Raw genomic sequence first — 24794 nt, forward strand, 5'->3', positions numbered from 1 at the left:
TTTGAGGCACTGCAAAGTTACTTAATTCTAATGAACGTAAGAATACACCAAAGCTGGAAAAACGAGTTTGAAAATGAATTTGAAAAGGAATATTTTAAAGATCTTATAGGTTATGTGAAACACGAATATTCAAAACATAAATGTTTTCCTCCGGGACCTGAGATTTTTGCCGCATTCGATCATTCTACCTTTCAGGAAACAAAGGTGGTTATTCTGGGGCAGGATCCTTACCACGGAGTGAATCAGGCCAATGGTTTGTGCTTTTCTGTAAGAGACGGAATTCCTATTCCGCCTTCGCTTATTAATATTTTCAAAGAAATAGAAAGCGACCTGAATAAACCTGTCCCTCCTACAGGAAACCTTGAACGCTGGGCAAGTCAGGGAGTTTTGCTTTTGAATGCTACTTTAACGGTTAGAGCTCATCAGGCAGGATCACATCAAAAGAAAGGATGGGAAACTTTTACAGATCAAGTGATACGAACTATTTCTGAAAAAAAGGAAAATGTAGTTTTTTTACTTTGGGGTGGATATGCCAAGAAAAAAGCTAAATTTATTGATGCTTCTAAGCATCTTATTCTAACGAGTGGTCATCCATCACCCTTGAGTGCGAACAGAGGATACTGGTTTGGGAATAAACATTTTAGTACAGCGAATAATTATCTGAAGCAAAATGGCCGAAAAGAAATAGACTGGTAATACTAATATAGCCGACAGATAATTTTGTCGGCTATATAATTATTCTGTAATTAATCTATAATACTAGAATCTGTATCCCAGATTTACCATAATTTGCCCTACAATGGTAGGTGAGTTTGAATTAAATAAATTTCTTCCAATACCTCCACTAAAATCTGCTTTAAATCCGCCAGAAGAAATTAGTTTTCCACCAATTCCAAATCCTAGTGCGAAATCTGTAAATCTCATCTCTTCTTGTTCTACGAGTTCATCTCCAACATAATAAAACTCTTCGCCGTAATCCCCATTGGAGATCATTCCGAAAGCATGTACATAGAATCCACGTGCATAATTAGAACTAAAAAAATGTTTGTATTTTCCGGTTAAGGCGATATCACGATAGAATTCATCTGCGATCTCTTCATTAAACTGAACCCAAAATTCGGTGCTCCAGCTTGAATCTTCATTGATATAGCGTTCATAACTTATATCTAAAGCTCCAACAGCAATAAGCGATAAGGCATTAATACTTAATTCGTTTTTGCCGAAATTTTCATCTTTCAAAAAGCCGGTTTCGTTGTTTCTTTCTCCATCTTCATCTTCTTGCTGAGCCTGGACATTTAAACAGAAAAGCAGTAGCAACACGGGGAGTAATAATCTTTTCATTTAATAATCGTTAATTGATTTCGCAATCAAAAATAGGATTAATGGTATAAAAAACTATCGTTTAGAGCTAAAAATTATATGATAAATTCTGAGTGAAAATTTTGTTTTTAAAAGTGTATTGTCTTAGTGATTGATTCCCAGGCATATTTATTTAAATTACACTAAAAAAAGTTTAGCAATCCAGTAAAATTAATTTAAACTATCCCCCGTAATCATTAATTTCGTGACATAAAAAAGCCGACAGAATTGCCGGCCTATTTTACCAAACTAATTAATTATTCGAGCATTCTAACAATCGCGGATTCACCGATAAATAATTTATTTTCTAATACCCAAAGATTTCCTTTTTTATCAAAAGTAATAGCTCCAGGATAAACCAGTCCGGTTGCTACTTCTTTTTCAACCAGTCCCGTTTCCGTATTAACAGCAATAATGGAACCACCACCCCACGGGATATCAGGAACTACGGAAGATAACCAACTGTTAGAATCAAATTGAACTATATATAGAAGACCATCAGGCCCTATTTCAAGATCAATTACTGAAGTTAATCCAGCAATTAGTACGTTGCAATCTGCTGAACCATTAATTTCAGAACAAACCAGATTAGAACCATCGGCAGGCATTTTCCAAACTCTGGAGAGACCTACAGGAAGTCCTGCCGGGGTACCACCTGTTAATTCTCCCACATATACATAACCATTATCCCCTATGGCAACAGAAGTTGGTACGGGTTGAACATAACAAGTGATATCCTCATTGCCATCAGTCGTTTCAAATAATTGCATCCATTCGCCTTCAGGATTTAAGGGAGGTGTTAAAATAGCTTTCCAATCTACATTGCCCTGTGTAGTCGCCTGTAGTATAGTGTTTCCTGCAGCATCTGCAACAATGGCTGTTTCACCATCAAAAGCTGTAACCTTGTAAGGATTATTCTGTGGACCAGCAGAAAAAACTAACTCCCCATTATCAGTAAATTCTTCTTCACATTGTTGATTTTTCCATTGCAGACCTTCGAAGGCATCCGGATCGTTTTCCCTTTCAAATTTAGCCAGATCTGCTACCATCCTAACCTTACCCTTAGATGCTCTATATAATTCTCCTGTGGTGGCAAGGTCTGTTCCTGCAGTAGTAAAAAAAGCATTTCCAGCACCAATAGATTCTACTCCGTGTACATCACTGGCAACATCCAAACCTATCATTGTAGAGATCTCTCCGTTTTTTATAAGTTTGATACTTCTTTCTCCTGAAAATTCATTCAGTCCAACGAGAATACTTCCGTCTGGTGCTGCTGAAATGTCAAATACAAGGGCTCCTGGAAATTCGTAAGGACCTGCATCTATATTCCTGTTCGCTTTTAGATCTGATACCACTCCAGGTAGCTCACTGGTCTCTTTTTCACACGAAACAAAGAAAACCGTAGTAAAACTTAAAAGCAACAGATAGATTGTTCTAAGATTAATTGATTGTTGGTTTGAATTTTTCATAATATAAAATTTTGGTTAAACATTAATAATTAATCTGTTTAAAACAGTGTTAGTCAATAGATCTTCTACATAATATTGCAAGAAGTAGGATTGTAGTTCTTATGGTGAGATGGGTCAATAATGGCACTTCATATTTTATGAAGATCCTTTGGAAAATTATCATAAAGTGGGGGATTTAATCTTCTATCCTCCCATCATTTTTCCAAAAACATTTTCATTCATATCTATTTCCTGACAATTTTGAAATTCAGGGATTCTAATGTCATTATGGGAAGGGTAGGTATAGGTTACAGAACCCTCTTTTGCCTCCATAGAATAGATTTTCTTGAGCCTACCATATTTATCAAATAATATATAGCTGTCTTTTCCATCTCCGTTTATCATCGTAAATTTCTGGCAGGTTCCATCATCACAATTAACAGTGCTTTTTACAAGTTCACTATGAGATTCTAACATCTTAGGATTGTAAAAATAGGCCCATCCGGTTATGGGTGGAAAATTAGATGGAGCATTCAGCATTCCGAAATTATTCTTATAATAATCTGCTCTTGTTTTTTCCATATTAATACCACTGGGAAGAGTATTCCCTTTTAATCCTTCTTCTACGTGAGAAAAAGCCTTATTGAGGTCTAGTTTTGCTTTTACACATCCATCATTACTCTGCATATAGATGTTGTTTTCTCTATCAAAATAGATAGGTTCAACCTTAGGATCATGAAAGTCCATCTTCATGGCCATGGTTTCAGTATTCAACATTAAAGTGACCTTTTTTCCTTGGGTCTGTACCACCGAAGTAACACCAGGAAAACTCAATGGATTTTCAGGGTCTACAACCGCGATCTTTTCATTGGGATTTGTATTTTCCGAGCTTTCATTATTTGAAGAGACCCGGTTATCAGCACCGGAATTATCAGGATTTGCATCGAGCCCTCTCGAGAAAAGATCCTGAAATGGCTGTTTGACTTCTACTGCAGCTGGAACATTCACTGTTACTGGTTCATACTGGAATTTATAAGTTCCATCTCCTTTTATCTGTTGAGTATTTACATTTGCATAGATCTCAGAAAGACGTCCTTGTTCATCGAATAATACCCATGAACCTTCATATTCAGGATCGTTATATAGAAATTTAGGACAGATTCCTCCACCGGGACATGCTCCGGTAGTTTCTGTATATTCATGTGTTCGGAAATGTTCAGGTTTATAAATAAAGGCCCATTCAACTATTTGGAATGTATTGAGATTCATTCCTTTTTCCTTAAACTTTTCTGTTGCTTCAAGGGTTGCTTCCGGTGGAAGCTTTAACATGCCAATAGACATCATTGGCATCATAAATGCCATCGCATCAGATTTAAATATACCGGTTTTCTCCCAGCGTTCTTCATGGTCGTTGTAGCCATATTGAAAACCTTCACTATCAATAAAAATTGGTGTATCATTATCTGGGGAAACTCCACGGGCGGCAATTTCATCACTATCAAAATAATATTCACTCCCTTTTCCTTCGCTATCAGATGTCAAAACAACAACGTCTGATGTATAAAAAGATCTTTTAGCCTCTGTATTTATGAGTTTTGCCTTATTCGCACCAGGATCTACGCTATAGGAGCTGGTCTTTACCTGATTTGGAGAAGATACGTTAACAGGATTCGGGTCTACAACGCTATCAAAAGAGCTTTCAACTACTTGTTCTGTCTTTTGCTCTGTTTTTTTAAGCAGGACTTTTTCAGTAGTATTCTCTACCGTTTTTTTTAGTTTCTTTAATATCTGAGCCTCTACACTATAACCTGAAATAATTAAACAAGATAATAGTAAAACTAATTTTGCCCTCATGATACCCTTTTTAAATAAAACTTTCACACACTTCCAGCAGCAATGCAAGAACTGACGATTGGGGCTAAATTAGGGGGGAGGATAGCTTAAGCTTATGCTTAAATAAGCTTTTTTTTGCAGAAAAAATATATTCATGCAAATATACAAAGTAAATATAATTTATTTTATAATATACTGAATATTAACCAATTATAGGAGGTAAAGTTGAAAGATGTAATGTTTAAATTGAAATGAATAAAATGTATAGAAATAAAAAGTTTGCTCAAATCCACCATTCTCAGGGAAGAGCCTCGTGAAATTGTTTACTTAAAATTATGGATAATTTTTTTGGAATCTTTTTTATCTTGAATAAGATTTAAATCCAGTAGTTTTTGCTGAACCTTTTCCAGATCGTTTAAACTTATTTGCTCCTGACTCCAGCTAGTAAGATCCAGCCACTTTCTTATATCTTCAAGTTTCTGTCCATATCTTTCGGAAAGTTCAAAATCGATATTTTTCTGAAGTTTAAAGCTTTCAGTTTCTTTATTCAATACCTGTAATATGATCTTTAATTCTTTAGAATCCTTTTCCAAGCTTTTATCTGAAGCTGCTATCACAAAACATGGCCATGGAGTAGGGCAGTCTGCGATTAATCTAAAGGTCTTATCATCTACAAGGGGTTTTGTGGTAAAATGCTCCCACATAAAATATTGGGCATCATCTTTTTTAAGTGCGTCAATAGCTCCCTCCAGATTATTAACAATTTCAAACTGAAGTTCTTTTGTGTCCCAGTTTAAATGTTCTGCATTCACATAAGCCATTAAATGAGAACCGCTGCCCATTCGACTTATCGCAGCTTTCGTGTTTTTGAGGTCCTTTAGGTTTTTATAGGAAGATCCCGCATTTACATGAATCCCCCAAATGAGTGGACTCGAAATATAGGTTTGAATGATCCTGCTGTTATTTCCATTAATAATATCCCTGATAATACCTTCAGTAAGGATTACCGCGACATCAATCTCTCCAGATCGTAAAGCTTTGCACATTGCTCCGGTTCCTTCTGGAAAATCTTTCCATATTACATCAACACCTGCTTCTCTAAATTTCCCGTTCTCTATACAGCGATGCCATGGAAGATTAAAATGTTCTGGTACACCACCTACTTTGATCGTTTTCATGATTCGTGCTTTTTCTTCAGGTAATTATATATCTCGTATTGCGATCGTATCTCTTTTTCATTTTTTTTACGCTCAACATATTTATTGCTCTCTTCGGGATCCTGTATACGCGCCTTTACATTATCGTTTAATTGAATATCCAAGATTTCCCTGAATTCTTTCTTAATATCTTCATCCAGCACCGGAGAAATAACCTCTATTCTTCTATCCAGGTTTCTGTTCATCCAGTCTGCACTTCCGTAAAACATTAATTCATTACCGGCATTTTCAAAAAGATAAATTCTTCCATGCTCCAGGAATCTGTCTACTACGCTGGTTATATAAATATTTTCGCTTAAACCTTTAATCCCGGGAATTAAGCAGGTGAATCCACGTATGAGCATTCTAATCTCAACACCTGCCTGACTTGCTTTATATAGAAGTTGAATCATTTCTTCATCTTCCAGGCTATTCATTTTGGCAGTGATCTTAGCTTTTTTCCCTTCTCGTGCATTTTCTATCTCATTGTAAATGAGTTTAACAAACTCCTGCCTGGTAGAAAACGGAGAGATTAAGAGATTCTTCTCTCTTGGAATTATAAGTTCACCTTCCAATACTTTAAATAATCTATAAAGCTCTTTCGTGATATTCTTATTTGCCGTAAAAATTGCATGATCGCAGTAGATCGCAGATGTTTCTGCATTAAAATTTCCGGTTCCTATATAGGCGTACCTTACAGTTTCATCACCTTCCTGCCGGGAAATAAGCATGATCTTAGAGTGTACTTTTACTTTAGGAAAACTATAAATAACATTAGCTCCTTTTTCTTCAAATTTGCGTCCCCAACTAATATTATTTTCCTCGTCAAATCTTGCTTTTGCTTCCACAAAGACTGTCACTCTTTTGCCATTTTCAAGAGCCTTCATCAGGGAGTTTGTCAATTGGGATTCATCAGCAACACGATACAATGAAATACTAATTTCCGTCACCTTTTCATCTTCAGCAGCCATATCTACAAACTTTTCCACATACGAAAAAGACATGTATGGAAAATGCAGCGACTGATCTTTTTCTGCAATATCTTTAAAATAGTTTTTGCTCTTATCTAATGTTTTATGAGGAAGAGCAGGCAGGTCTTTAAAATGTAATTTTTTATTATTTGTAGGATCTGGAAAAGAAAAGAAATCTTTGAAATTATGATACTGCCCGCCCGGCATCATATCTATTTTCCCAAGCTTTAAAAGTTTTCTTACTTTCTTCTGAATATCTTTAGGCATTTTTGCGTCATACAGAAGTCTGGTAGGCTGTCCATCTGTACGTTGTTCTAAGGAGGTGTAGATCTTTTCTGCCAGTACCCCTTCGTAGATGTCGTCTATATAAAGTTCAGCGTCCCGAGAAAGTTTAATCTCATAGATACCCGTAATATTATCTTCTGGAAAGATCTTAAAAGCCTCATGTCTTACAATTTCATCCAGGTAAGTGATATTGAGCTCGTTTTTAACGTCTTCCATCATTACAAAACGACCACATTCTTCAACCGGAATATTAACAACCGCCAGTTTATCTTCGTTTTCAAAAGTGACTAGAAAATAGAGTACTGAATTTTCAAGGAATAACTCATTTTCCTTTTCTAGATCAAGAATAATAGGGTTTATATGTTTCTCTATCTTTTTATTGAATAATGTTTCAATAAATTTTTTGTGCGTGTGGTTGAAGTGCTTTGCATCCCGAATATGGATTCCATTTTCCGCCAATTCAGGGATAATCTGGTTTTTATAAATATCACCAAAGACATCTTGCTGATCTTTTACTTCCTGGATGATCTGTTTCGTGATTTTAGAGGGGCGAAGTGCTAATTTTTTACGGATGCTTTTCTTCACCCTTTTCATTTGGCGTAGTTGAGACACCCGTACTCTAAAATATTCATCAAGATTAGAGGAGAAAATGGCCAGAAACTTAATCCTTTCATATAAAGGATTTATCTTATCTGCGGCCTCCTGAAGAACCCTTTCATTAAAACTTAACCAATTTAGATCTCTGTGTCTAAAATGTTCTTCATTTGGTTGCTCCATGGACTATCAGTTGTTTGATCAAAAATACAAAGTAGACCAAGCATTGCTTTTAATATATTGTTAAATAAGGCCTTTATTGAACAATCTTATCAAGGGTATACTTGATTAAATTATCCATCATTTCTGAAGCGTTTTCAAGAAACTCACCTTTTGGACGATTGGCAAGTACAAGGTTCAGAGAAGCAGCATTATGGCCTAATAATTTAGAGATGCCATAAATACCTGAAGTTTCCATCTCAAGATTGGTTACTGCATGTCCTTTGAACTTGAAACCGGCGATTTTATCATTCATTTTATCATCTGGAACCGCAGCACGTAGTACTCTTCCCTGCGGCCCATAGAATCCAACATTCGTGCCTGTAAAACCTTTGATGGTTATTTCAGAATTAAATTTATTTATAAGATCTTTTCCTCCTTCAACCACATAGGGAAGGGCCTTTTTAGAAGACCAGTTTGTTTGTTCAACAAAAGCATCTGCAATATCTTTTCTTAAAAAAGAATCGTCTTTATAATAATGCATAAGACCGTCAAATCCTAAAGCCAGTTCGCTAATTATATAACTACCAATAGATATTTCTTCTCTAATAGACCCTGTAGTACCAATTCTAATAATATCAAGGCTCGTAAGCTCGTCTTTGATCTTTTTGTTTTCCAGGTCAATATTCACCAGGGCGTCTAATTCGGTAAGAGCTATATCAATATTATCGGTTCCCATCCCGGTAGACATCACTGTAATTCTTTTGCCCTTATAGGTTCCGGTATGTGTACAAAATTCTCGCTTCTGTTTTTTTACCTCAATAGCATCAAAATGTACACTTATTCTGGAAACTCTTGCCGGATCGCCAACGGTAATAATAGTATTGGCTAATTCTTGTGGTAACAAACCAAGATGATAAATAGAACCATCCTCGTTGAGGATTAATTCTGAAGCTTCTAAACTCATTCTATAATTTTAATAATCGGTGAGATTCAGATTCATAGAGAAAATCATACATTTCAGCACCGCCAAAATATTCCTCATTTTTGAGATCTCTGTAAAAATTCTTTTTGCCTGCAAGTACCAGGTTTCCCTGTTCAGTAAGAACAATTCTATTTTCTGTTTTCTCGAAGAAAATAGACAACTTTTCAATAAGCCTTTTCATTTGGGTATCGCTATAGCCATAATATCCTTGATATTGTAGCGCATACCCTAAAAGATGATTCTCATTCTTAATGTCATAATTTTCTATAAGTCGAAGAACGTTTCTTTCTAAAGAATTGATTCCGGTAATACTATTGGGAAATCTTTCAACATGTGCTCTAATACAACTGGATAAATATTCAAAATTAGTGTTAACCTTTATCTGGGGTTTCAGTTTCAAAGGATTGTCACCACAATATAATTCCCAGATAAGAACGGCTACTTCAATATCTTCAACATTAAGCTGAATGCTATTCTTATAATGATTCTCCAGTTCCTTAAGATTAAGTTGAGATAAAGGTTGCAGTTCTTTTTCGCCCTGAAGTTTCTTACTGCAAACAAGGGATATAGGGATCTCACCATGTTTATCTTTTAAAAAACTAATTGCCGCCAGCATATTTATATGACAAAAAAGATCAAATTCAAACCAAAGAACCACATTGTCATAATTTTTTAGAGACTTAAGCCTTTTTATTTCAGAAATAAAACGCTTTTCGTAATTCTCTGAAGAAATATTATAAGCCTTAAGAAGGAATTTTTTCCTTGCTTTAAAAAATTCAGAATTTATCTCTTTTCGGGTAGGCCCTTCACAAAGCAGTTCTCTCCAAATGACGATTTCACCAGGCAAATTTAATTCCTGCATCTGCTCAGCAAGACTGTCACCGTTTACAATGTGTAGGGTTTTAGTTTCCATTTTATAATACTAAAAAGCGTGTTAGGTTAACCTCCAACACGCTTTACTTTATATCCCTCTTTTTTGAGTATTTTCATTACTTTTTCCCTATGATCTCCCTGAATTATGATCTCTCCATCTTTAGATGAACCTCCTACACCACATTTTTTCTTAAGCATTTTGCCTAAAGCAATTAGATCTTCATCAGAACCTTTAAAGCCCTTGATGATAGTAACTGTTTTACCACCACGACCTTTATTGCTAAAATGAGCTTCAAGCTGCTGATCTTTTGGAGAAAGTTCTTCACTGTGTTCTCCATCATTATATTCAGATTCGTCAAAATCATCATTTGTGGAAAAAACGAAACCTCCCAGATCTTCAAGGCCTAATTTCTTCTTTGCCATCTTTCTTACTTTTTAAGGCCTATCTCTACAAGACGCTGATGTAAAAACTCACCAGCGGTAATGTCTTCATATTGCTTCGGGTGGTCTTCATCAATACATTCTTCAAGACAATCCAGTTTCATTTCACTTCTGGGATGCATAAAGAAAGGAATAGAGTATCTTGGTTTTCCCCACTGATCTTTAGGTGGATTTGTAACCCTGTGAATAGTAGATCTCAATTTATTGTTGGTATGTCTTTCCAACATATCACCCACATTAATAACCAGTTCATCTTCCTGGGGAATAGCATCTATCCATTCTCCATCTTTCCTTAAAACCTGGAGACCTCCAGTAGATGCTCCCATTAATAAGGTGATTAGGTTAATATCTCCATGCGCACCAGCTCTAACCGCTCCTTTAGGTTCTTCCTGAATAGGAGGGTAGTGTATAGGTCTTAATATACTGTTGCCGTTACTTGCCCAGTGATCAAAATAATGCTCATCAAGGCCTATATATAATGCCAAAGCTCTTAGTACATAAATCCCTGTCTTTTCAAGCATTCTATATGCTTCCATTCCTGTGTGGTTGAAATCTTTCAATTCTTCCACTTTTACATTTTCAGGATATTCTTCGGTGAGGTTCGCATCTTCAGAAGGTTCCTGACCAAAATGCCAGAATTCTTTAAGATCTCCTTCTTTTTTACCTTTAGCATGTTCCTTTCCAAAAGAAATATATCCTCTTTGCCCTGCAAGGCCTTCGATTTCATACTTCTGTTTTGTCTCAACAGGAAGATCAAAAAATGATTTTACTTCTTTATAAAGTTCTTCCACAAGATCATCACTTAGAAAGTGATTTTTCAAGGCCACGAAACCAATTTCTTCATAAGCTTTACCAATCTCGTTTACGAACTTTTCTTTGCGCTTTGGATCATCTGATAGAAAGTCGGCCAGATTTACGCTAGGTATGTTATTCATTGCCATTTTAAGCAGTATTTAATTTTATGGTAACAGGCAAAGTTAAGTAAAATAAAGGGATATGCCGATTGTTTATATTTTTCTTAGCATATAGAAATTTGGTTACATTTGAGATATAAAATTATTTTATGCTTTCAAATAACACCAGATCTTTACGAATAGAGTATAAGGATACCCAACTATCAAATGATGTTTTAATAGATCTTTACAAGTCTATGCTGAAACCCAGAATGATAGAAGAAAAGATGCTCATTCTTTTAAGGCAGGGTAAAATATCAAAATGGTTTAGCGGAATAGGCCAGGAGGCAATATCGGTTGGTGTTACAAAATCTTTAAATAAAGACGAATATATTTTGCCAATGCATAGAAACCTGGGGGTTTTTACGAGTAGAGAAATACCATTGAATCGTTTGTTTGCTCAGTGGCAGGGAAAAGCTTCAGGATTCACTAAAGGTAGAGACCGTAGCTTTCACTTCGGAACCCAGGAGTATAAAATTGTGGGTATGATCTCACACTTGGGCCCTCAGCTTGGAGTAGCAGATGGTATCGCGCTGGCTCATAAATTGAAAAAAGAAAAAAAGTTAACAGCAGTTTTTTCCGGGGAGGGAGGAACCAGTGAGGGTGATTTTCATGAAGCTCTCAATATCGCTTCAGTCTGGGATTTACCGGTTTTATTCTGTATTGAGAATAATGGTTATGGTCTTTCTACTCCAACCAGCGAACAATATCGCTGTAAAGATCTTGCCGATAGAGGTGCAGGCTACGGGATGGAGTCTCATATTATTGAGGGAAACAATATTCTCGAAGTATACACTAAAATTTCTAAAATAGTAGAGAGTGTTAGAAACGAACCTCGCCCGGTTTTAATTGAATTTAAAACTTTTAGAATGCGCGGGCATGAGGAAGCAAGTGGGACCAGGTATGTACCACAGGAACTCATGGATGAGTGGCAGTTAAAGGATCCGGTTCAAAATTTTGAAGAATACCTACTCAAAGAAAATATTCTGAATGACGATACAAAAGAAAAATTTAGAAGTGATATTCTTTCTGAAATAGATGAAAACCTGCAGTTAGCTTTTTCTGAAGATCAGATCGTTACTGATTCAATTAAAGAGTTAAATGATGTGTTTGAAAATTCTGTTTACCAGGAATTTGCACCAAAAAATAAAAATGAAAACATTAGGTTTATAGATGCTATTTCCAAGGCCTTAAGAGAATCTATGAAAAAGCATGATGATCTTGTTTTGATGGGACAGGATATTGCAGATTATGGAGGTGTTTTTAAAATTACAGAGGGTTTTGTAGAAGAATTCGGCAAGGATCGTATACGCAATACACCAATTTGTGAATCTGCTGTGGTAGGAGCTGCCATGGGGCTTTCAATAAACGGAATGAAGGCTATGGTGGAAATGCAGTTTAGCGACTTTGTAAGTTCTGGTTTCAACCCCATTGTGAATTATCTGGCAAAGGTTAAATACAGATGGGATCAAAATGCCGATGTAGTAATTAGAATGCCCTGTGGTGGAGGTGTTGGAGCAGGACCTTTCCATAGTCAGACCAATGAAGCCTGGTTTACACAGGTTCCCGGTTTAAAAGTTATTTACCCAGCATTTCCATATGATGCCAAAGGACTTCTTAACACAGCCTTTAATGATCCCAATCCGGTGCTGTTTTTCGAACATAAAGGCCTATATAGAAGTATAAGACAGGACGTGCCGGTAGATTATTACACCTTGCCCTTCGGAAAAGCCTCGAAAATTAGGGAAGGCAATGAAGTTAGCATTATAACTTACGGTTTGGGAGTTCATTGGGCTATAGATGTTTTAGACGAAATGGAATATGAACAAGCAGATCTTATTGATCTTAGAAGTCTGCAACCGTTGGATATAGATGGCATTTGTGCATCGGTTACCAAAACCAGCAAAGCGATTATTCTTATTGAAGATTCAGTTACTGGGAGTTTTGCTGCTGAAATTTCAGCGATTATTTCTGAAAGATGTTTTGAAAGTCTTGATGCACCTGTTATAAGGGTGGGCAGCATGGATACTCCAATTCCTTTTGCACATGAACTCGAACAACAATATTTGCCCAAAGAGCGATTTAAAATGAAATTGAAAGATTTGATAGAATATTAATACGCTTTTATAATAACACTAAAGTAATTAAGAATCCTTAACAAATCCACTGTTAAATTATTAATAATCTTTTGTTGACGGGCTAGACCTACAGTAATTTAGATTCAACTAATCAATTAAATCTATAAATTATGGTACGTTTAATCGTTATTTTTCTGATTATCGCGATCATTGCTGCAATCTTTGGATTCGGTGGTGTCGCCGAAGGAGCTGCAGATATTGCTAAGATCATTTTCTACATTTTCCTTGTATTGCTAGTGATTTCCCTTTTAAGTAGATTATTCAGAAGATAATTTAAAAATCAGTTTATATCATCCAATGTGTTCTTTATAGAGTGCGCATTGGATTTTTAGTTTAAATCAAACTTACAAATGAAGAAGTATTTAATTTTATTTACCATTGCTGCGCTCATTGCGTCATGCGGTGGAACCAGCAAAGTGGCAAAAGAAGCACGTAAAACTTTTGACGGTGATTGGATCCTTACCAGTATTACTTATCCTAATAACCCGGGAGATTTTAATGTAACTCTATTTAATGAAGCTTCTGCTTCCTGTTTTAGAAATAGTACCTGGGATTTTGTTTCGAATAACAATCGTGGTACCTATACTGTAAATGGTGTAGGCTGTGATGGGCAAACAAATTATTTTATTTGGTCTATAGATGAGGAGAATACTCCTGCAGGGGTTTATGACTTCTTGCTAAAGCCAACAAATGATAATTACAAATCTACTACCGGTAATCAGGGATTCAGACTGAGTCTTAAAAGTTTAACTGATACCAATATGGTTTGGGAGCAAACAGTAAGTTTAGACGGATCTCCTTTTACCATAAGAATGAATTTTACTAAATAATAAATAAATTAGCTATGAAGACAGTTTTTAATAAAATGTTCGCAATCTTATTCGTATCAAGCCTTTTGTTTGGTTGCGAAGCGACAAGAAATGCGAATAACAAACAAAAAGGTGCTGTAATAGGTGCTACAGGTGGAGCCGTGATAGGTGGAGTTATTGGTAATAACACCGGTGATGGAAATACTGCATTAGGTTCTATTATTGGAGGCGTAGTTGGTGGTGCTGCCGGGGCCATTATTGGTGATAGAATGGATAAACAAGCCAAGAAGATTGAAGAAGAAATTCCTGGAGCTGAAGTAGAACGTGTTGGTGAAGGTATAAACGTAACTTTTGACGAAAGTAGTGGAGTTTATTTTGATACTGAAAAGTATAATATCAATGCCAAATCTCAAGCAACACTTAATAAACTTGCAGATATCTTTAAAGAATACCCGCAATCTAATGTATTGGTGGAAGGACATACAGACAACACTGGTAGTGACAGTTATAACCTCACGCTTTCTAAGAACAGAGCCCAGGCTGTAACTGGTTATCTTGTTGATAATGGAATTGATCGAGGTAGATTTACTACTAAATGGTATGGTGAATCTCAACCAAAGTATGATAATACTACTGCCGATGGTCGTTCTAAGAACCGTAGAGTAGAGCTTGCTATCGTAGCCAATGAAGAATTAAAAGAGCAGGCTAAAAAAGAGGCTGAAATGCAGGATGATAATAATTAATCTCTTTTGAAATATAAGTTTTAAGAATCCCGGGGAATTTCCCGGGATTTTTTTATTCTTTTAAGTAACTTCAAAAAGTGAAAAAGACTCAGGTAATTGTTATTGGTGGAGGCCTGGCCGGTTTAACAGCGGCACTTCATTTATGTAAAAATGATATTGATGTTATACTTGTAGAAAAGGAGGGCTATCCTCATCATAAGGTTTGCGGTGAATACCTTTCACAGGAAATTCTAACATATTTGGATTGGCTGAAGATCGATATTTCCAGCTTGAATGCTCCACAAATCAATAGAATGCGATATTCTTCAGTTTCAGGAAAAACAATTAACTGCGATCTCGAAATGGGCGGAATTGGGGTAAGTCGTTACTCACTCGATCATCTTATGTATAAGAAGCTAAAAGAATCAGGCAGACATATCATTAAAACATTGGTCACCAGGGTTGATTTTAAGAATGATCAATTTACAGTGACCACATCTAATGGAGAGATAATAACTTCTGAGTTTGTTTTAGGAGCTTTTGGTAAAAGATCAAACCTTGATAAAAAACTACATAGAAAATTTATTCAGGATCAATCGGGCTGGCTCGCCGTAAAGGCTCATTATCAAACAAAACCTGAGTTTTATCCAGATGATCTGGTATCCCTTCATAATTTTAATGGAGGTTATTGTGGACTCTCAAAAACCGAATTGAAGACCATAAATGTATGCTACCTGGCAACCTATGAAAGTTTTAAAAATTATAAGAATACAGATGACTATAAAGCGAAGGTGTTAATGAAGAATCCGCATTTAAAAGAATTCTTTAATAACGCTGAAATGACTTTTGATAAAGAGTTAAGTATAGCCCAGGTGTGTTTTGATAAAAAATCCATTATTGAAAATCATATTTTAATGATTGGAGATTCCGCCGGACTGATACATCCGTTATGTGGTAACGGGATGGCAATGGCTATTCACAGTGCAAAAATAGCTTCAGAGAATATTATTTTGTTCTATGAACACAAATATAAAACCCGAAGAGATATAGAGCGAACTTATAAAAGTGAATGGAATTATAATTTTAGTTCGAGGATAAAAGCGGGAAGGTTCCTTCAAAAAATATTACTGAATACTTCGCTATCTAATCTCTCACATAGTTTCCTGAGTAAAGTTCCAGGAATACTTCCAATGATTATTCGGAAAACGCATGGAAAACAGGTGCATGTTTAAGATAGATACTTCCCGAAGAACCGATGAGAGTGAAATCATGGATGATTTTGATCTCCAGGGCCAGGAGTTGCGTAGAACTTTAAAAGACCTGGAAAATATCAATGCATGGCTTGGAGGGAACCAGGTCACCATTAATGGTTTAAATAAATTACTCAAAACAAAATCTAAGCCTGTAAAAATTGCAGATATAGGCTGTGGCAATGGAGCTATACTTAGGGAAATTGCTGATTGGGGTAAAAAAAATGATTTTATTTTTGAATTAACAGGGATCGACGCAAATACTCATGCAATAGCGATAGCTGAAGAATTATCAGGAGAATATGAAAATGTAAGTTTTGAGAGTATAAATATTTTTAGTGAAGCATTTAAAAAAATGGAATTTGACATTATACTGTGCACTCTTACCCTACATCATTTCAAAGATAGGCAGATCATAAGCTTAATAAATCAGTTGGTTTCTCAGTCTAATTTGGGCGTTGTCATAAACGATCTACACAGAAACAAAACTGCATATATTTTATTTCAGGCATTCTGTACTGTTTTTGTGAATAATGAAATTGCCAGAAAGGATGGTTTAACCTCGATTCTTAGGGGGTTCAAAAAAAGAGATATTCAGGGTTTTATTAAGAAAGTCCCTGCAGAAAATCATGAAATATCCTGGAAATGGGCATTTCGATACCAATGGATTATTAAAAAAGATTGTTGATCTTATGAGCGTAAAAATTGTTAGAGCTGAAAAAGAATTGCCGGAATATTCAAAAGATACAAAAGATGTATTGCCATTGGTTGAAGACTGGCTTGTAGATCAGGATGAAAGGTACCGAAGAAAAATTCTAAAGATTTTTGAAGGAGCCGGTGTAGACACACGTTATTCTATTATGTCTCCTGAAGATGTTTTTACAGCTACCTCTTTTGAAGAAAAGAACAATATCTATGTGCGGGAGGTAAAAAAGCTAGGTAAAAAGGTACTTGAGAAAGCTTTAAATAATGCTGACTGGGATCCCAAATCTTTAGATTATATCATTACCGTAAGCTGTACAGGAATCATGATCCCTTCACTGGATGCTTATCTCATTAATGACTTGAATCTAAGACAGGATATTACCAGATTACCTGTTACCGAAATGGGATGTGCCGCAGGAATCTCAGGAATGATCTATGCCTATAATTTTTTGAGATCCAACCCGGGAAAACGCGCTGCCGTGATCGCAGTTGAAAGCCCAACAGCGACTTTTCAACTGAATGATTTTAGTATGGCCAATATGGTGAGTGCTGCTATATTTGGTGACGGAGCTGCCTGTGTTTTACTTTCTTCAGAAGAAGCTGTCCAGGGACCCAAAATTGTCGGAGAGGAAATGTATCATTTCTATGACGCAACTCAAATGATGGGCTTTGATCTTACGAATAATGGACTGCAAATGATACTCGACCCTGCCGTGCCGGAAACAATTTCAAATCATTTCCCCGATATTATCTACCCATTTCTGGAAAAGCATGGTTCTTCTATAGAGAAAGTAGATCATCTAATATTTCATCCCGGTGGAAGAAAAATTGTACAGGCAGTTTCTGATCTTTTTGGTAACTTAGGAAAGAATATAGATGATACCCGCGAAGTTTTACGACTTTATGGCAATATGAGCAGTGCAACAGTTCTATATGTCCTTGAACGCTTTCTGAATAAAGAAATTAAGAAGGGAGAACAGGGAATCATGTTGAGTTTTGGACCGGGTTTTTCAGCACAAAGAATTTTAATAGAATGGTAGCAGAATTTAAAGATAAGGAATATTGGGCGCTTATTCTAGGCGGAAGTAGCGGTCTTGGCTACGCCAGTGCAAAGAAACTGGCAAAACACGGTATGAATATTATTATTATTCATCGTGATAGAAGAAGTGAAATTCCCGATATAGAAGAAGCCTTCGATGAAATTAGACAATCGGGAGTGAAATTTGAAAGTTTTAATGCAGATGCCGTTAAAAAAGAAAGTAGAGAAGAACTGGTAGTCAAAATCAAAGAATTACTTGGAGAGAAAGGCAGAGTAAGAACATTGCTTCATAGTATAGCCAAAGGTAATTTAAAGCCGATGATTGGTGAAGATAACCTATTGGGAAATATAGATTTTCAGTTAACCATAGACGCTATGGCGTTGAGTTTATATGACTGGACGCAGGCAATTTTTAGAAATAATCTTTTTACCAAAGACGCCCGTGTGATTTCATTTACTAGTGATGGTAATAAAAAGGCCTGGAAAAATTATGCTGCGGTTTCAGCAGCAAAAGTTACACTAGAGGCAATTACCAGGAGTATGGCTCTGGAATTTGCCAAGCATGGGATAAGGGCCAATTGTATCCAGGCAGGGATTACCGTTACCAGATCTTTCCAGATGATTCCGGGTAATGAAACCTTACGAGTGCATGCCTTAAAACATAATCCTTTTAGACGATTAACCGTCCCGGATGATGTTGCCAATGCGGTTTATCTATTAAGTAAAGATGAAGCAAGCTGGATCACAGGAACAATTATACCGGTTAACGGCGGCGAACATTTAATGTAAATCAAAAAGCATTTGGATAGCAAATCAATACTTGCACTTTTACCTTATTCAAAACCATTTTTGTTTGTAGACAGGATATTACAAGTTGATGAAAATTCAATAATAGGAGAATATACGTTTTCCCCAGATCTTGATTTTTATAAAGGTCATTTTAAAGAAAATCCAGTGACACCCGGGGTTATTTTAACCGAATGTATGGCTCAAATTGGTGTGGTAAGTCTGGGTATCTATTTATTAAATGCTGACGAAAAAATTTTTGATGAACCCAGGATTGCATTATCCTCTTCTGAAATAGAATATCTAAAACCTGTTTATCCCGGAGAGAAAATCACGGTAGTTTCAGAAAAGCAATATTTTAGATTTAATAAGCTCAAATGTAAGGTTAAAATGATCGATTCTGGGAGCAATCTTGTTTGCAAAGGGGTTATAGCTGGGATGATAGTTAAAAATCAGAAATAAGGATTACTAAATGGGTAAACAAGTTGTTATTACCGGAATGGGTGTAGCTGCACCGAATGCGGTTGGCCTGGAAAATTTTGCAAATGCCCTAAAACAGACTAAAAGTGGTATCCGGTTTTTCTCTGAATTGGAAAAACTAAATTTTAGCTGCCATATAGGAGGGAAGCCAGAAATTTCAGAAGATCTACTGAACCAGTATTTTACGCCTCTTCAACTTCGTGGACTCAACAGTAGCGGAATAGTTTATGGAGTGATTTCAGGAACAGATGCCTGGAAAGATGCTGGTCTTTCAATTACGGAGGGAGACACTCCAGATTGGGACTCAGGAATTATCTTTGGAACCGGTATTCTGGGTGTAGATAAATTCCGGGAAGCAATTCATTTAATAGACGAAGGTAAAACCAGGAGACTGGGAAGTACCAGTGTTATACAAACCATGGCCAGTGGGATTAGTGCATATCTAGGTGGAATTCTGGGCTGTGGAAATCAGGTAACTACAAACTCTTCGGCCTGTACCACCGGGACTGAAGCCTTACTTATGGGGTTTGACAGAATTAGATATGGCAAAGCAAAACGTATGCTTGTTGGAAGCTGCGGAGATCACGGCCCATATGTATGGGGAGGTTTTGATGCGATGCGTATTCTTCCTGGCAAGTATAATAATGATCCTGAAAATGCATCCAGACCTATGAGTGCATCTGCCGCCGGATTTGTTCCCGGTAGCGGTGCAGGAGCTTTGGTCCTGGAAGATTTAGAATCAGCAAAAAAAAGGGGAGCAAAAATATACGCCGAAGTTTTAGGTGGAGAAATTAATAGCGGTGGCCAGCGAGGAGGGGGCAGCATGACTGCTGCCAATAATGAAGCGGTAGAACGTTGTATAAAAAAGGCTTTAGAAAATTGTGAAATTAAGGCTGATGATATTGATGTTATCAATGGCCATTTGACTGCTACCACAAGGGATTCAGCTGAAATTTTAAATTGGACCAAAGCTCTGAAAAGAAAAGGTTTAGAATTCCCTTTTATCAATTCATTAAAAGGAATGATAGGTCACTGCTTGAGTGCTTCCGGATCTATTGAGTGTGTAGCATCGGTCCTCCAGATCTATGAAGGTTTTATTTTCGGAAATAGGAATTGTGAAGACGTTCATCCAGAAATTTTAGAATTGATTGACCCGACTAAAATTCCAAGGCAGAAAATTCAAAAAAGAATCAATATTTTGGCAAAGGCCAGTTTTGGTTTTGGAGATGTAAATGCTGTTGTATTGTTTAAAAAATATTTAGAATAAAATGCTTGAAAGAGATATAATTGCGAGGCTTAAAAAGATCGTTGAGCCTTATGTTCAAAGAATGGAAGGTTTAAATAATTTCCAGGAACAAACAGATTTTCTGAACGACCTTCAAATAAACTCTGCAAATCTTGTAGATGTGGTTCTTGATGTGGAAGACGAATTTAATATTGAAATAGATAATGATTCTATGGAAGGTATGTTAACCGTGGGTGATGCGAAAAATATTATTCAAAAAAAACTGGCTACTTCTTGATAGGTAATGATATTATAGATCTTAGTATTTCATTGTCCTCAAAAAAGCAGGAGAATACCCGGTATTTAAAAAAGGTCTTTTCAGAAGGAGAGATCAATACAATTAAAACATCAAAACACCCTGAAATGGCGCTCTGGCAATTCTGGTCTATGAAGGAAGCAGCCTATAAAGCGCATCAGCGAAAGTTCAATTTGTCTAGAAAATTAAATCCGCTACAATATATTTGCTCGTTAGATCCTAAAAGCAATTCAGGTTTCGTGAGAACAAATGACCAAATCTATCCTGTTCATACCGAAGTGAGTGAAAAATATATTCATAGTAGTGTTCATTCAGAACAAAATTTTCAAAAGATCTACTATAATGACTTTTATTCAGAAAAAAAACTTCTTCAAAATTTGGCATCAGTATTTTCTTTGGACGAAGCATTTGTAAGCTTATTAAAAAATTGCAACGGGATACCTTCAATCCATCTGAAAAACGAAGATAAAATCCTGCCTATTTCGTTAAGTCATCACGGGAATTTTACGGCTTTCGTTATTCCGTTAATTAACTCATAAAAGCAGTTAAACATTTAAAAACTGGGTTGATGTCCCGCTCCCTGTTTTGTATCTTCAATCGTCAAACAAAAATCAATTATTTATGAAGACAGTAGATAAAATGGAGGTGCTTCACAGCCAATCGGCAGAGTTTATTGAACAAGGTGAAACCGGGAAATTTCTAAAATTGATCCCCGACACTTTTATAATAAAGGGAGAAAAGGAAAATGGAGTTTTTAATCAGGGCTACGCGATAAGACATTTGAATCGAAGAGATATGCTTCTTATAGATGTTGTTGAAAAATCTTCAAAGCCAGCTATTAAGAAACTTGTAGAAGAAGGATATAATATCAAAGGAATTCTAATTACCTGTGACGGAATTTTAAAATCTGCATATGGAGATCTTAAAACAATTTCAGAAGATGCTGGTGGTGCACCTGTTTATGCACATCCAAGAAACAACTTCAAGGATGATTTCAAAACGAAAGATATTACTGCAAGAGATAAGGTGTTAGAAAGCTTCGACATTAATATTTTTGATCTTCCTGGAAGTGAAGGTACTTCTGTAGTGGTTTATACTGAAATTAATGACGGAATGTTGTTTCCAGGAGAAGATGCCGTAGGATCTGATTATGATTCAGAACTGAATACATTTATTAGACCTGAGAAGAAAAATGAAAATAATGACTTTGGATTAGCCGAAAGCTGGGCAGCATTTGACACTCCTTTTACTTTCTTATTTCCTAGAAAGGGAAAACCAGGATTTAATCTAGAGGAAGGCAGTCAAATTGATATTCTGAATAAGTTAGGTAAAAGCTAGTTTATAAAATTAATTATAGAAAGGGCTATTTCGGAAGTTACTGCCTGATCACGATTGCCTTGAATTCAGCAAATCCGTCAGCATGAAATACTTTCTAAATGCCCTTTTTTAATTACTGGAATTTCTAATTTCTTTCTTTTCTTTTTGCTCTTCCTCTTCCTCTTTTTGTTCCTGTTCCTGTTCCTGTTCCTCAGCTTCTTCTTTTGAAATGAGAGGATGATCTTTAATATTGAGACCTACAATTAATATCACATTCGTGATGGTTCCATATAACATCATAACCACAGCAATAAATCCTCCACCAAGTAAAGCCGCCATTCCCAAACTGGTATAGTATATGGTTTCATACCAACTGGCTCCCACTTCATTGGATTCACTTATTGGTAAATTGAGCATTAGAAAAGTGATCACCGCAACCACAATTAGAACGGTATCATATTTTGCAATCATTAATACATCTTTATAATGTCTATCTGTTAATCTAGATTCAGAAGATCTACTAAGCCCCAGTAAGGTTAGCATAAGAGCCAGAATAGTAGTTGAACCTAAAATTACTGTATTACATAACATATTAATTCCAGACATAGAATTTTGTAACAATTCCATAGCTTTATAACCCGAGATCTGGCCTAGAATAAATGTTCCAGTTCCCATCACAATGGTGGAAACGACACCACCCGTAATAGCTCTTTTCACAATAGTATTCATGTTAAGTTTTATTTGAGATTTAAATATAAGCTAATTTGATCATTGACCATTTCCTGAAATTAATTTCAGGGTTAAAACCTGGATATGGAGGCTAAGGTTCTGTTAAATGGAGATGTTCTTCCACGAAAAGTTGGTAATTTAAAGTTTAAATTTCCAACTATGTCAAAACTTAATGTAACACAAAAGCTTATTAAAGAACATCTTTTAGAAGGGGAAATGGAACCTGGAAAAGAGATAGGGATAAAAATAGATCAGGCTCTTCTACAGGATGCCACCGGAACTTTGGTTCAACTGGAACTGGAAGCAATGGGTTTAAAGAAAGCACAGACCGAAGTTGCAGTTCAATATGTTGATCATAATCTTCTTCAAACCGATTTTAAAAATGCTGATGATCACTTATTTCTGCTTTCCGCAGCACAACGTTTTGGATTATGGTATAGCAGACCAGGAAATGGTGTAAGCCATCCTGTACATATGCAACGATTTGGAAAACCAGGAAAAACCATGATCGGATCAGATAGTCATACTCCAGCGGCAGGATCGCTAGGTATGCTTGCTATTGGTACCGGAGGCTTGGATGTTGCAGCAGCTATTGCAGGTCAGCCATATTTTGTGAAAATGCCGAAAGTGATGGGAGTGAAACTTACTGGGAATTTACCAGACTGGGTGAGTGCAAAAGATGTTATTCTCGAAATGCTAAGAAGATACGATGTAAAAGGTGGCGTAGGTAAGGTGATAGAATATTATGGAGATGGTCTAAAGCATTTAAGCGCTATGGATAGGCATGTGATCGCCAATATGGGAGCAGAACTTGGAGCCACTACCACTGTTTTTCCAAGTGATGAAGAAACGAAAAGATTTCTCAAATCTCAGGATAGGGAAGGGGACTGGTCTGAACTAAAAGCTGATGATGGTTGTGAATATGATTTCCACGACGAGATAATTCTTGATGACCTTATTCCTTTAATTGCAAAACCAACGAGTCCAGGAAATGTGGTGCCGGTTAGTGAAGTAGCAGGTAAACCAATTAGTCAGGTGGTTGTTGGCTCTTCAGCAAATCCGGGTTTACGGGATTTTTGGATTGCCGGTGCAATCGTAAAAGGTAAATCAGTAAATAATGATGTTTCTTTTGACATTAATCCTACTTCCAGACAAATGATTCAGAATATGATAGATAATAAAGCTTTTGCGAATTTAATTACAGCAGGAGCCAGATTTCATCAGTCAGGTTGTATGGGGTGTATTGGTATGGGACAGGCACCAGCTTCTAATACCATAAGTTTGAGAACCATGCCAAGAAACTTCCCAGACAGATCTGGAACTGCAGATGATCAGGTGTACTTGTGCAGTCCGGAAACTGCTGCAGCCTCGGCTTTAACTGGTAAAATTACTGATCCCAGAGATATGGAAAAGCTTTATGATATGAGTTATCCTAAGTTTGAAAAACCTGAATTAGAAATTATTAATACCGAAATGCTGGTAGCTCCATTAGAGGATGGAACGAATGTGGAGTTAAAGAAGGGGCCAAATATTCAATCATTACCCCATATAGATCCAATTCTGGACAATTATAAAGTTCCGGTTCTATTAAAAATGGGAGATAATATTTCGACTGATGGTATTTTAAAGGCTGGAGCAGAAGTTTTACCATTCCGAAGTAATTTACCGGAGATTAGTAAATATTCCTATATAGTAATTGATGATACTTTTTATGATAGAGCGATGAAGGCTAAAGAGGAATTTGGAGGCCATATTGTAGTCGCTAAAGATAATTATGCTCAAGGATCGAGTAGGGAACATGCGGCATTAGCTCCAAAATATTTAGGACAGGTTGCTGTTATCGCTAATTCATATGCGAGAATCGCGTGGCAGAATCTGGTAAATTTTGGTATTTTACCCCTGGAGTTTTTAGATATTTCAGACTATGATAAAATTGAACAGGGAGATATTGTAAAATTCAAAGATCTTAAGAAGGATATTGAAAACCGAAACAATATAAAAGTCATAGTAGAAAAGAAATCTGGTAGTAATGAAGAGTTTGAGACGAAACATACGATGAGTGATCGCCAGATAAATGTTCTGCTAAAAGGAGGAATTATAAATGATTTTAAAGAAAAATTAGATAAAAAAGGATTGAAAGCTTGATAACTCTGAAATCATAATGAATAAAAAAAGCCCTTG

Annotated in this window: 25 protein-coding genes; 15 read left to right on the top strand and 10 right to left on the bottom strand. The window is 36.3% G+C overall.

Features of this window, described 5'->3' with window-relative positions; genetic code table 11:
* Nucleotides 1-30 precede the first annotated feature (30 nt).
* On the top strand, nt 31-696 hold the full coding sequence (gene ung, locus BLT95_RS03290; protein ID WP_089664721.1) for a uracil-DNA glycosylase: 666 nt from the start codon (nt 31-33) through the stop codon (nt 694-696).
* A 63-nt stretch (nt 697-759) separates the two neighbouring features.
* Here the strand turns inward: ung and BLT95_RS03295 are convergent, their stop codons facing one another.
* From BLT95_RS03295 to BLT95_RS03335, 9 genes are all read right to left on the bottom strand, one after another.
* On the bottom strand, nt 760-1341 hold the full coding sequence (locus BLT95_RS03295; protein ID WP_089664722.1) for a hypothetical protein: 582 nt from the start codon (nt 1339-1341) through the stop codon (nt 760-762).
* 275 nt (nt 1342-1616) lie between these two features.
* Complete coding sequence (locus tag BLT95_RS03300) at nt 1617-2828, bottom strand: ScyD/ScyE family protein (RefSeq protein ID WP_089664723.1); 1212 nt, start codon at nt 2826-2828, stop codon at nt 1617-1619.
* Nucleotides 2829-3011: 183 nt separating this feature from the next.
* On the bottom strand, nt 3012-4661 hold the full coding sequence (locus BLT95_RS03305; RefSeq protein ID WP_089664724.1) for a hypothetical protein: 1650 nt from the start codon (nt 4659-4661) through the stop codon (nt 3012-3014).
* A 302-nt stretch (nt 4662-4963) separates the two neighbouring features.
* Nucleotides 4964-5818 (bottom strand): substrate-binding domain-containing protein, encoded by an 855-nt coding sequence (locus tag BLT95_RS03310; RefSeq protein WP_089664725.1) that lies wholly within the window; start codon nt 5816-5818, stop codon nt 4964-4966.
* The gene (gene ppk1, locus BLT95_RS03315; protein ID WP_089664726.1) at nt 5815-7869 is read right to left on the bottom strand and encodes a polyphosphate kinase 1; all 2055 of its coding nucleotides are present in this window, start codon (nt 7867-7869) and stop codon (nt 5815-5817) included. Before ppk1 ends, BLT95_RS03310 begins: the two co-directional genes overlap by 4 nt.
* A gap of 73 nt (nt 7870-7942) precedes the next feature.
* Nucleotides 7943-8812: a nucleoside phosphorylase gene (locus BLT95_RS03320; RefSeq protein ID WP_089664727.1), complete on the bottom strand. Its 870-nt coding sequence runs from the start codon at nt 8810-8812 to the stop codon at nt 7943-7945.
* Between the two features lies 1 nt (nt 8813).
* Nucleotides 8814-9743: a DUF1835 domain-containing protein gene (locus tag BLT95_RS03325; protein ID WP_089664728.1), complete on the bottom strand. Its 930-nt coding sequence runs from the start codon at nt 9741-9743 to the stop codon at nt 8814-8816.
* A 26-nt stretch (nt 9744-9769) separates the two neighbouring features.
* Entirely contained in the window at nt 9770-10126 is a 357-nt protein-coding gene (locus BLT95_RS03330; RefSeq protein WP_089664729.1) for a translation initiation factor, read from the bottom strand.
* A 5-nt stretch (nt 10127-10131) separates the two neighbouring features.
* Nucleotides 10132-11079, bottom strand: coding sequence for a 2-oxoglutarate and iron-dependent oxygenase domain-containing protein (locus BLT95_RS03335; protein ID WP_089666831.1), 948 nt, complete (start codon nt 11077-11079; stop codon nt 10132-10134).
* A 128-nt stretch (nt 11080-11207) separates the two neighbouring features.
* On the opposite strand from BLT95_RS03335, the gene BLT95_RS03340 reads away from it, so the two are divergent.
* From BLT95_RS03340 to BLT95_RS03400, 13 genes are all read left to right on the top strand, one after another.
* Nucleotides 11208-13214, top strand: a complete 2007-nt coding sequence (locus tag BLT95_RS03340; protein WP_089664730.1) for a dehydrogenase E1 component subunit alpha/beta — start codon at nt 11208-11210, stop codon at nt 13212-13214.
* A 131-nt stretch (nt 13215-13345) separates the two neighbouring features.
* Entirely contained in the window at nt 13346-13507 is a 162-nt protein-coding gene (locus BLT95_RS03345) for a DUF1328 family protein (RefSeq protein ID WP_026934355.1), read from the top strand.
* A gap of 78 nt (nt 13508-13585) precedes the next feature.
* On the top strand, nt 13586-14065 hold the full coding sequence (locus BLT95_RS03350; RefSeq protein ID WP_089664731.1) for a lipocalin family protein: 480 nt from the start codon (nt 13586-13588) through the stop codon (nt 14063-14065).
* Between the two features lie 14 nt (nt 14066-14079).
* On the top strand, nt 14080-14787 hold the full coding sequence (locus tag BLT95_RS03355) for an OmpA family protein (protein WP_089664732.1): 708 nt from the start codon (nt 14080-14082) through the stop codon (nt 14785-14787).
* A 77-nt stretch (nt 14788-14864) separates the two neighbouring features.
* Complete coding sequence (locus tag BLT95_RS03360) at nt 14865-15998, top strand: NAD(P)/FAD-dependent oxidoreductase (RefSeq protein ID WP_089664733.1); 1134 nt, start codon at nt 14865-14867, stop codon at nt 15996-15998.
* A complete protein-coding gene (locus tag BLT95_RS03365; RefSeq protein WP_089664734.1) occupies nt 15991-16704 on the top strand; it encodes a methyltransferase domain-containing protein in 714 nt (237 codons plus the stop codon). The genes BLT95_RS03360 and BLT95_RS03365 overlap by 8 nt, the downstream gene beginning before the upstream one ends.
* 4 nt (nt 16705-16708) lie before the next feature.
* Nucleotides 16709-17761, top strand: coding sequence for a type III polyketide synthase (locus BLT95_RS03370; RefSeq protein WP_089666832.1), 1053 nt, complete (start codon nt 16709-16711; stop codon nt 17759-17761).
* On the top strand, nt 17755-18549 hold the full coding sequence (locus BLT95_RS03375; protein ID WP_089664735.1) for an SDR family oxidoreductase: 795 nt from the start codon (nt 17755-17757) through the stop codon (nt 18547-18549). Before BLT95_RS03370 ends, BLT95_RS03375 begins: the two co-directional genes overlap by 7 nt.
* Before the next feature lie 12 nt (nt 18550-18561).
* Nucleotides 18562-19008 carry a FabA/FabZ family ACP-dehydratase gene (locus tag BLT95_RS03380; protein WP_089664736.1) on the top strand — a complete coding sequence of 149 codons (447 nt, stop codon included), beginning with the start codon at nt 18562-18564 and terminating at the stop codon, nt 19006-19008.
* Nucleotides 19009-19018: 10 nt separating this feature from the next.
* Nucleotides 19019-20293, top strand: coding sequence for a beta-ketoacyl-[acyl-carrier-protein] synthase family protein (locus BLT95_RS03385; protein ID WP_089664737.1), 1275 nt, complete (start codon nt 19019-19021; stop codon nt 20291-20293).
* Between the two features lies 1 nt (nt 20294).
* Nucleotides 20295-20549: a phosphopantetheine-binding protein gene (locus BLT95_RS03390; RefSeq protein ID WP_089664738.1), complete on the top strand. Its 255-nt coding sequence runs from the start codon at nt 20295-20297 to the stop codon at nt 20547-20549.
* The gene (locus BLT95_RS03395) at nt 20546-21106 is read left to right on the top strand and encodes a 4'-phosphopantetheinyl transferase superfamily protein (protein ID WP_089664739.1); all 561 of its coding nucleotides are present in this window, start codon (nt 20546-20548) and stop codon (nt 21104-21106) included. Before BLT95_RS03390 ends, BLT95_RS03395 begins: the two co-directional genes overlap by 4 nt.
* 82 nt (nt 21107-21188) lie before the next feature.
* A complete protein-coding gene (locus tag BLT95_RS03400; RefSeq protein WP_089664740.1) occupies nt 21189-21905 on the top strand; it encodes a hypothetical protein in 717 nt (238 codons plus the stop codon).
* Nucleotides 21906-22013: 108 nt separating this feature from the next.
* Here BLT95_RS03400 and BLT95_RS03405 read toward each other — a convergent pair whose 3' ends face one another.
* Nucleotides 22014-22613 (bottom strand): hypothetical protein, encoded by a 600-nt coding sequence (locus BLT95_RS03405; protein WP_089664741.1) that lies wholly within the window; start codon nt 22611-22613, stop codon nt 22014-22016.
* A gap of 159 nt (nt 22614-22772) precedes the next feature.
* Here BLT95_RS03405 and BLT95_RS03410 point away from each other — a divergent pair, with 159 nt between their 5' ends.
* Complete coding sequence (locus BLT95_RS03410; protein WP_089666833.1) at nt 22773-24758, top strand: aconitate hydratase; 1986 nt, start codon at nt 22773-22775, stop codon at nt 24756-24758.
* Nucleotides 24759-24794 lie beyond the last annotated feature (36 nt).

It is taken from the genome of Gramella sp. MAR_2010_147 (assembly GCF_900105135.1).
In the GTDB taxonomy this organism is placed as follows: domain Bacteria; phylum Bacteroidota; class Bacteroidia; order Flavobacteriales; family Flavobacteriaceae; genus Christiangramia.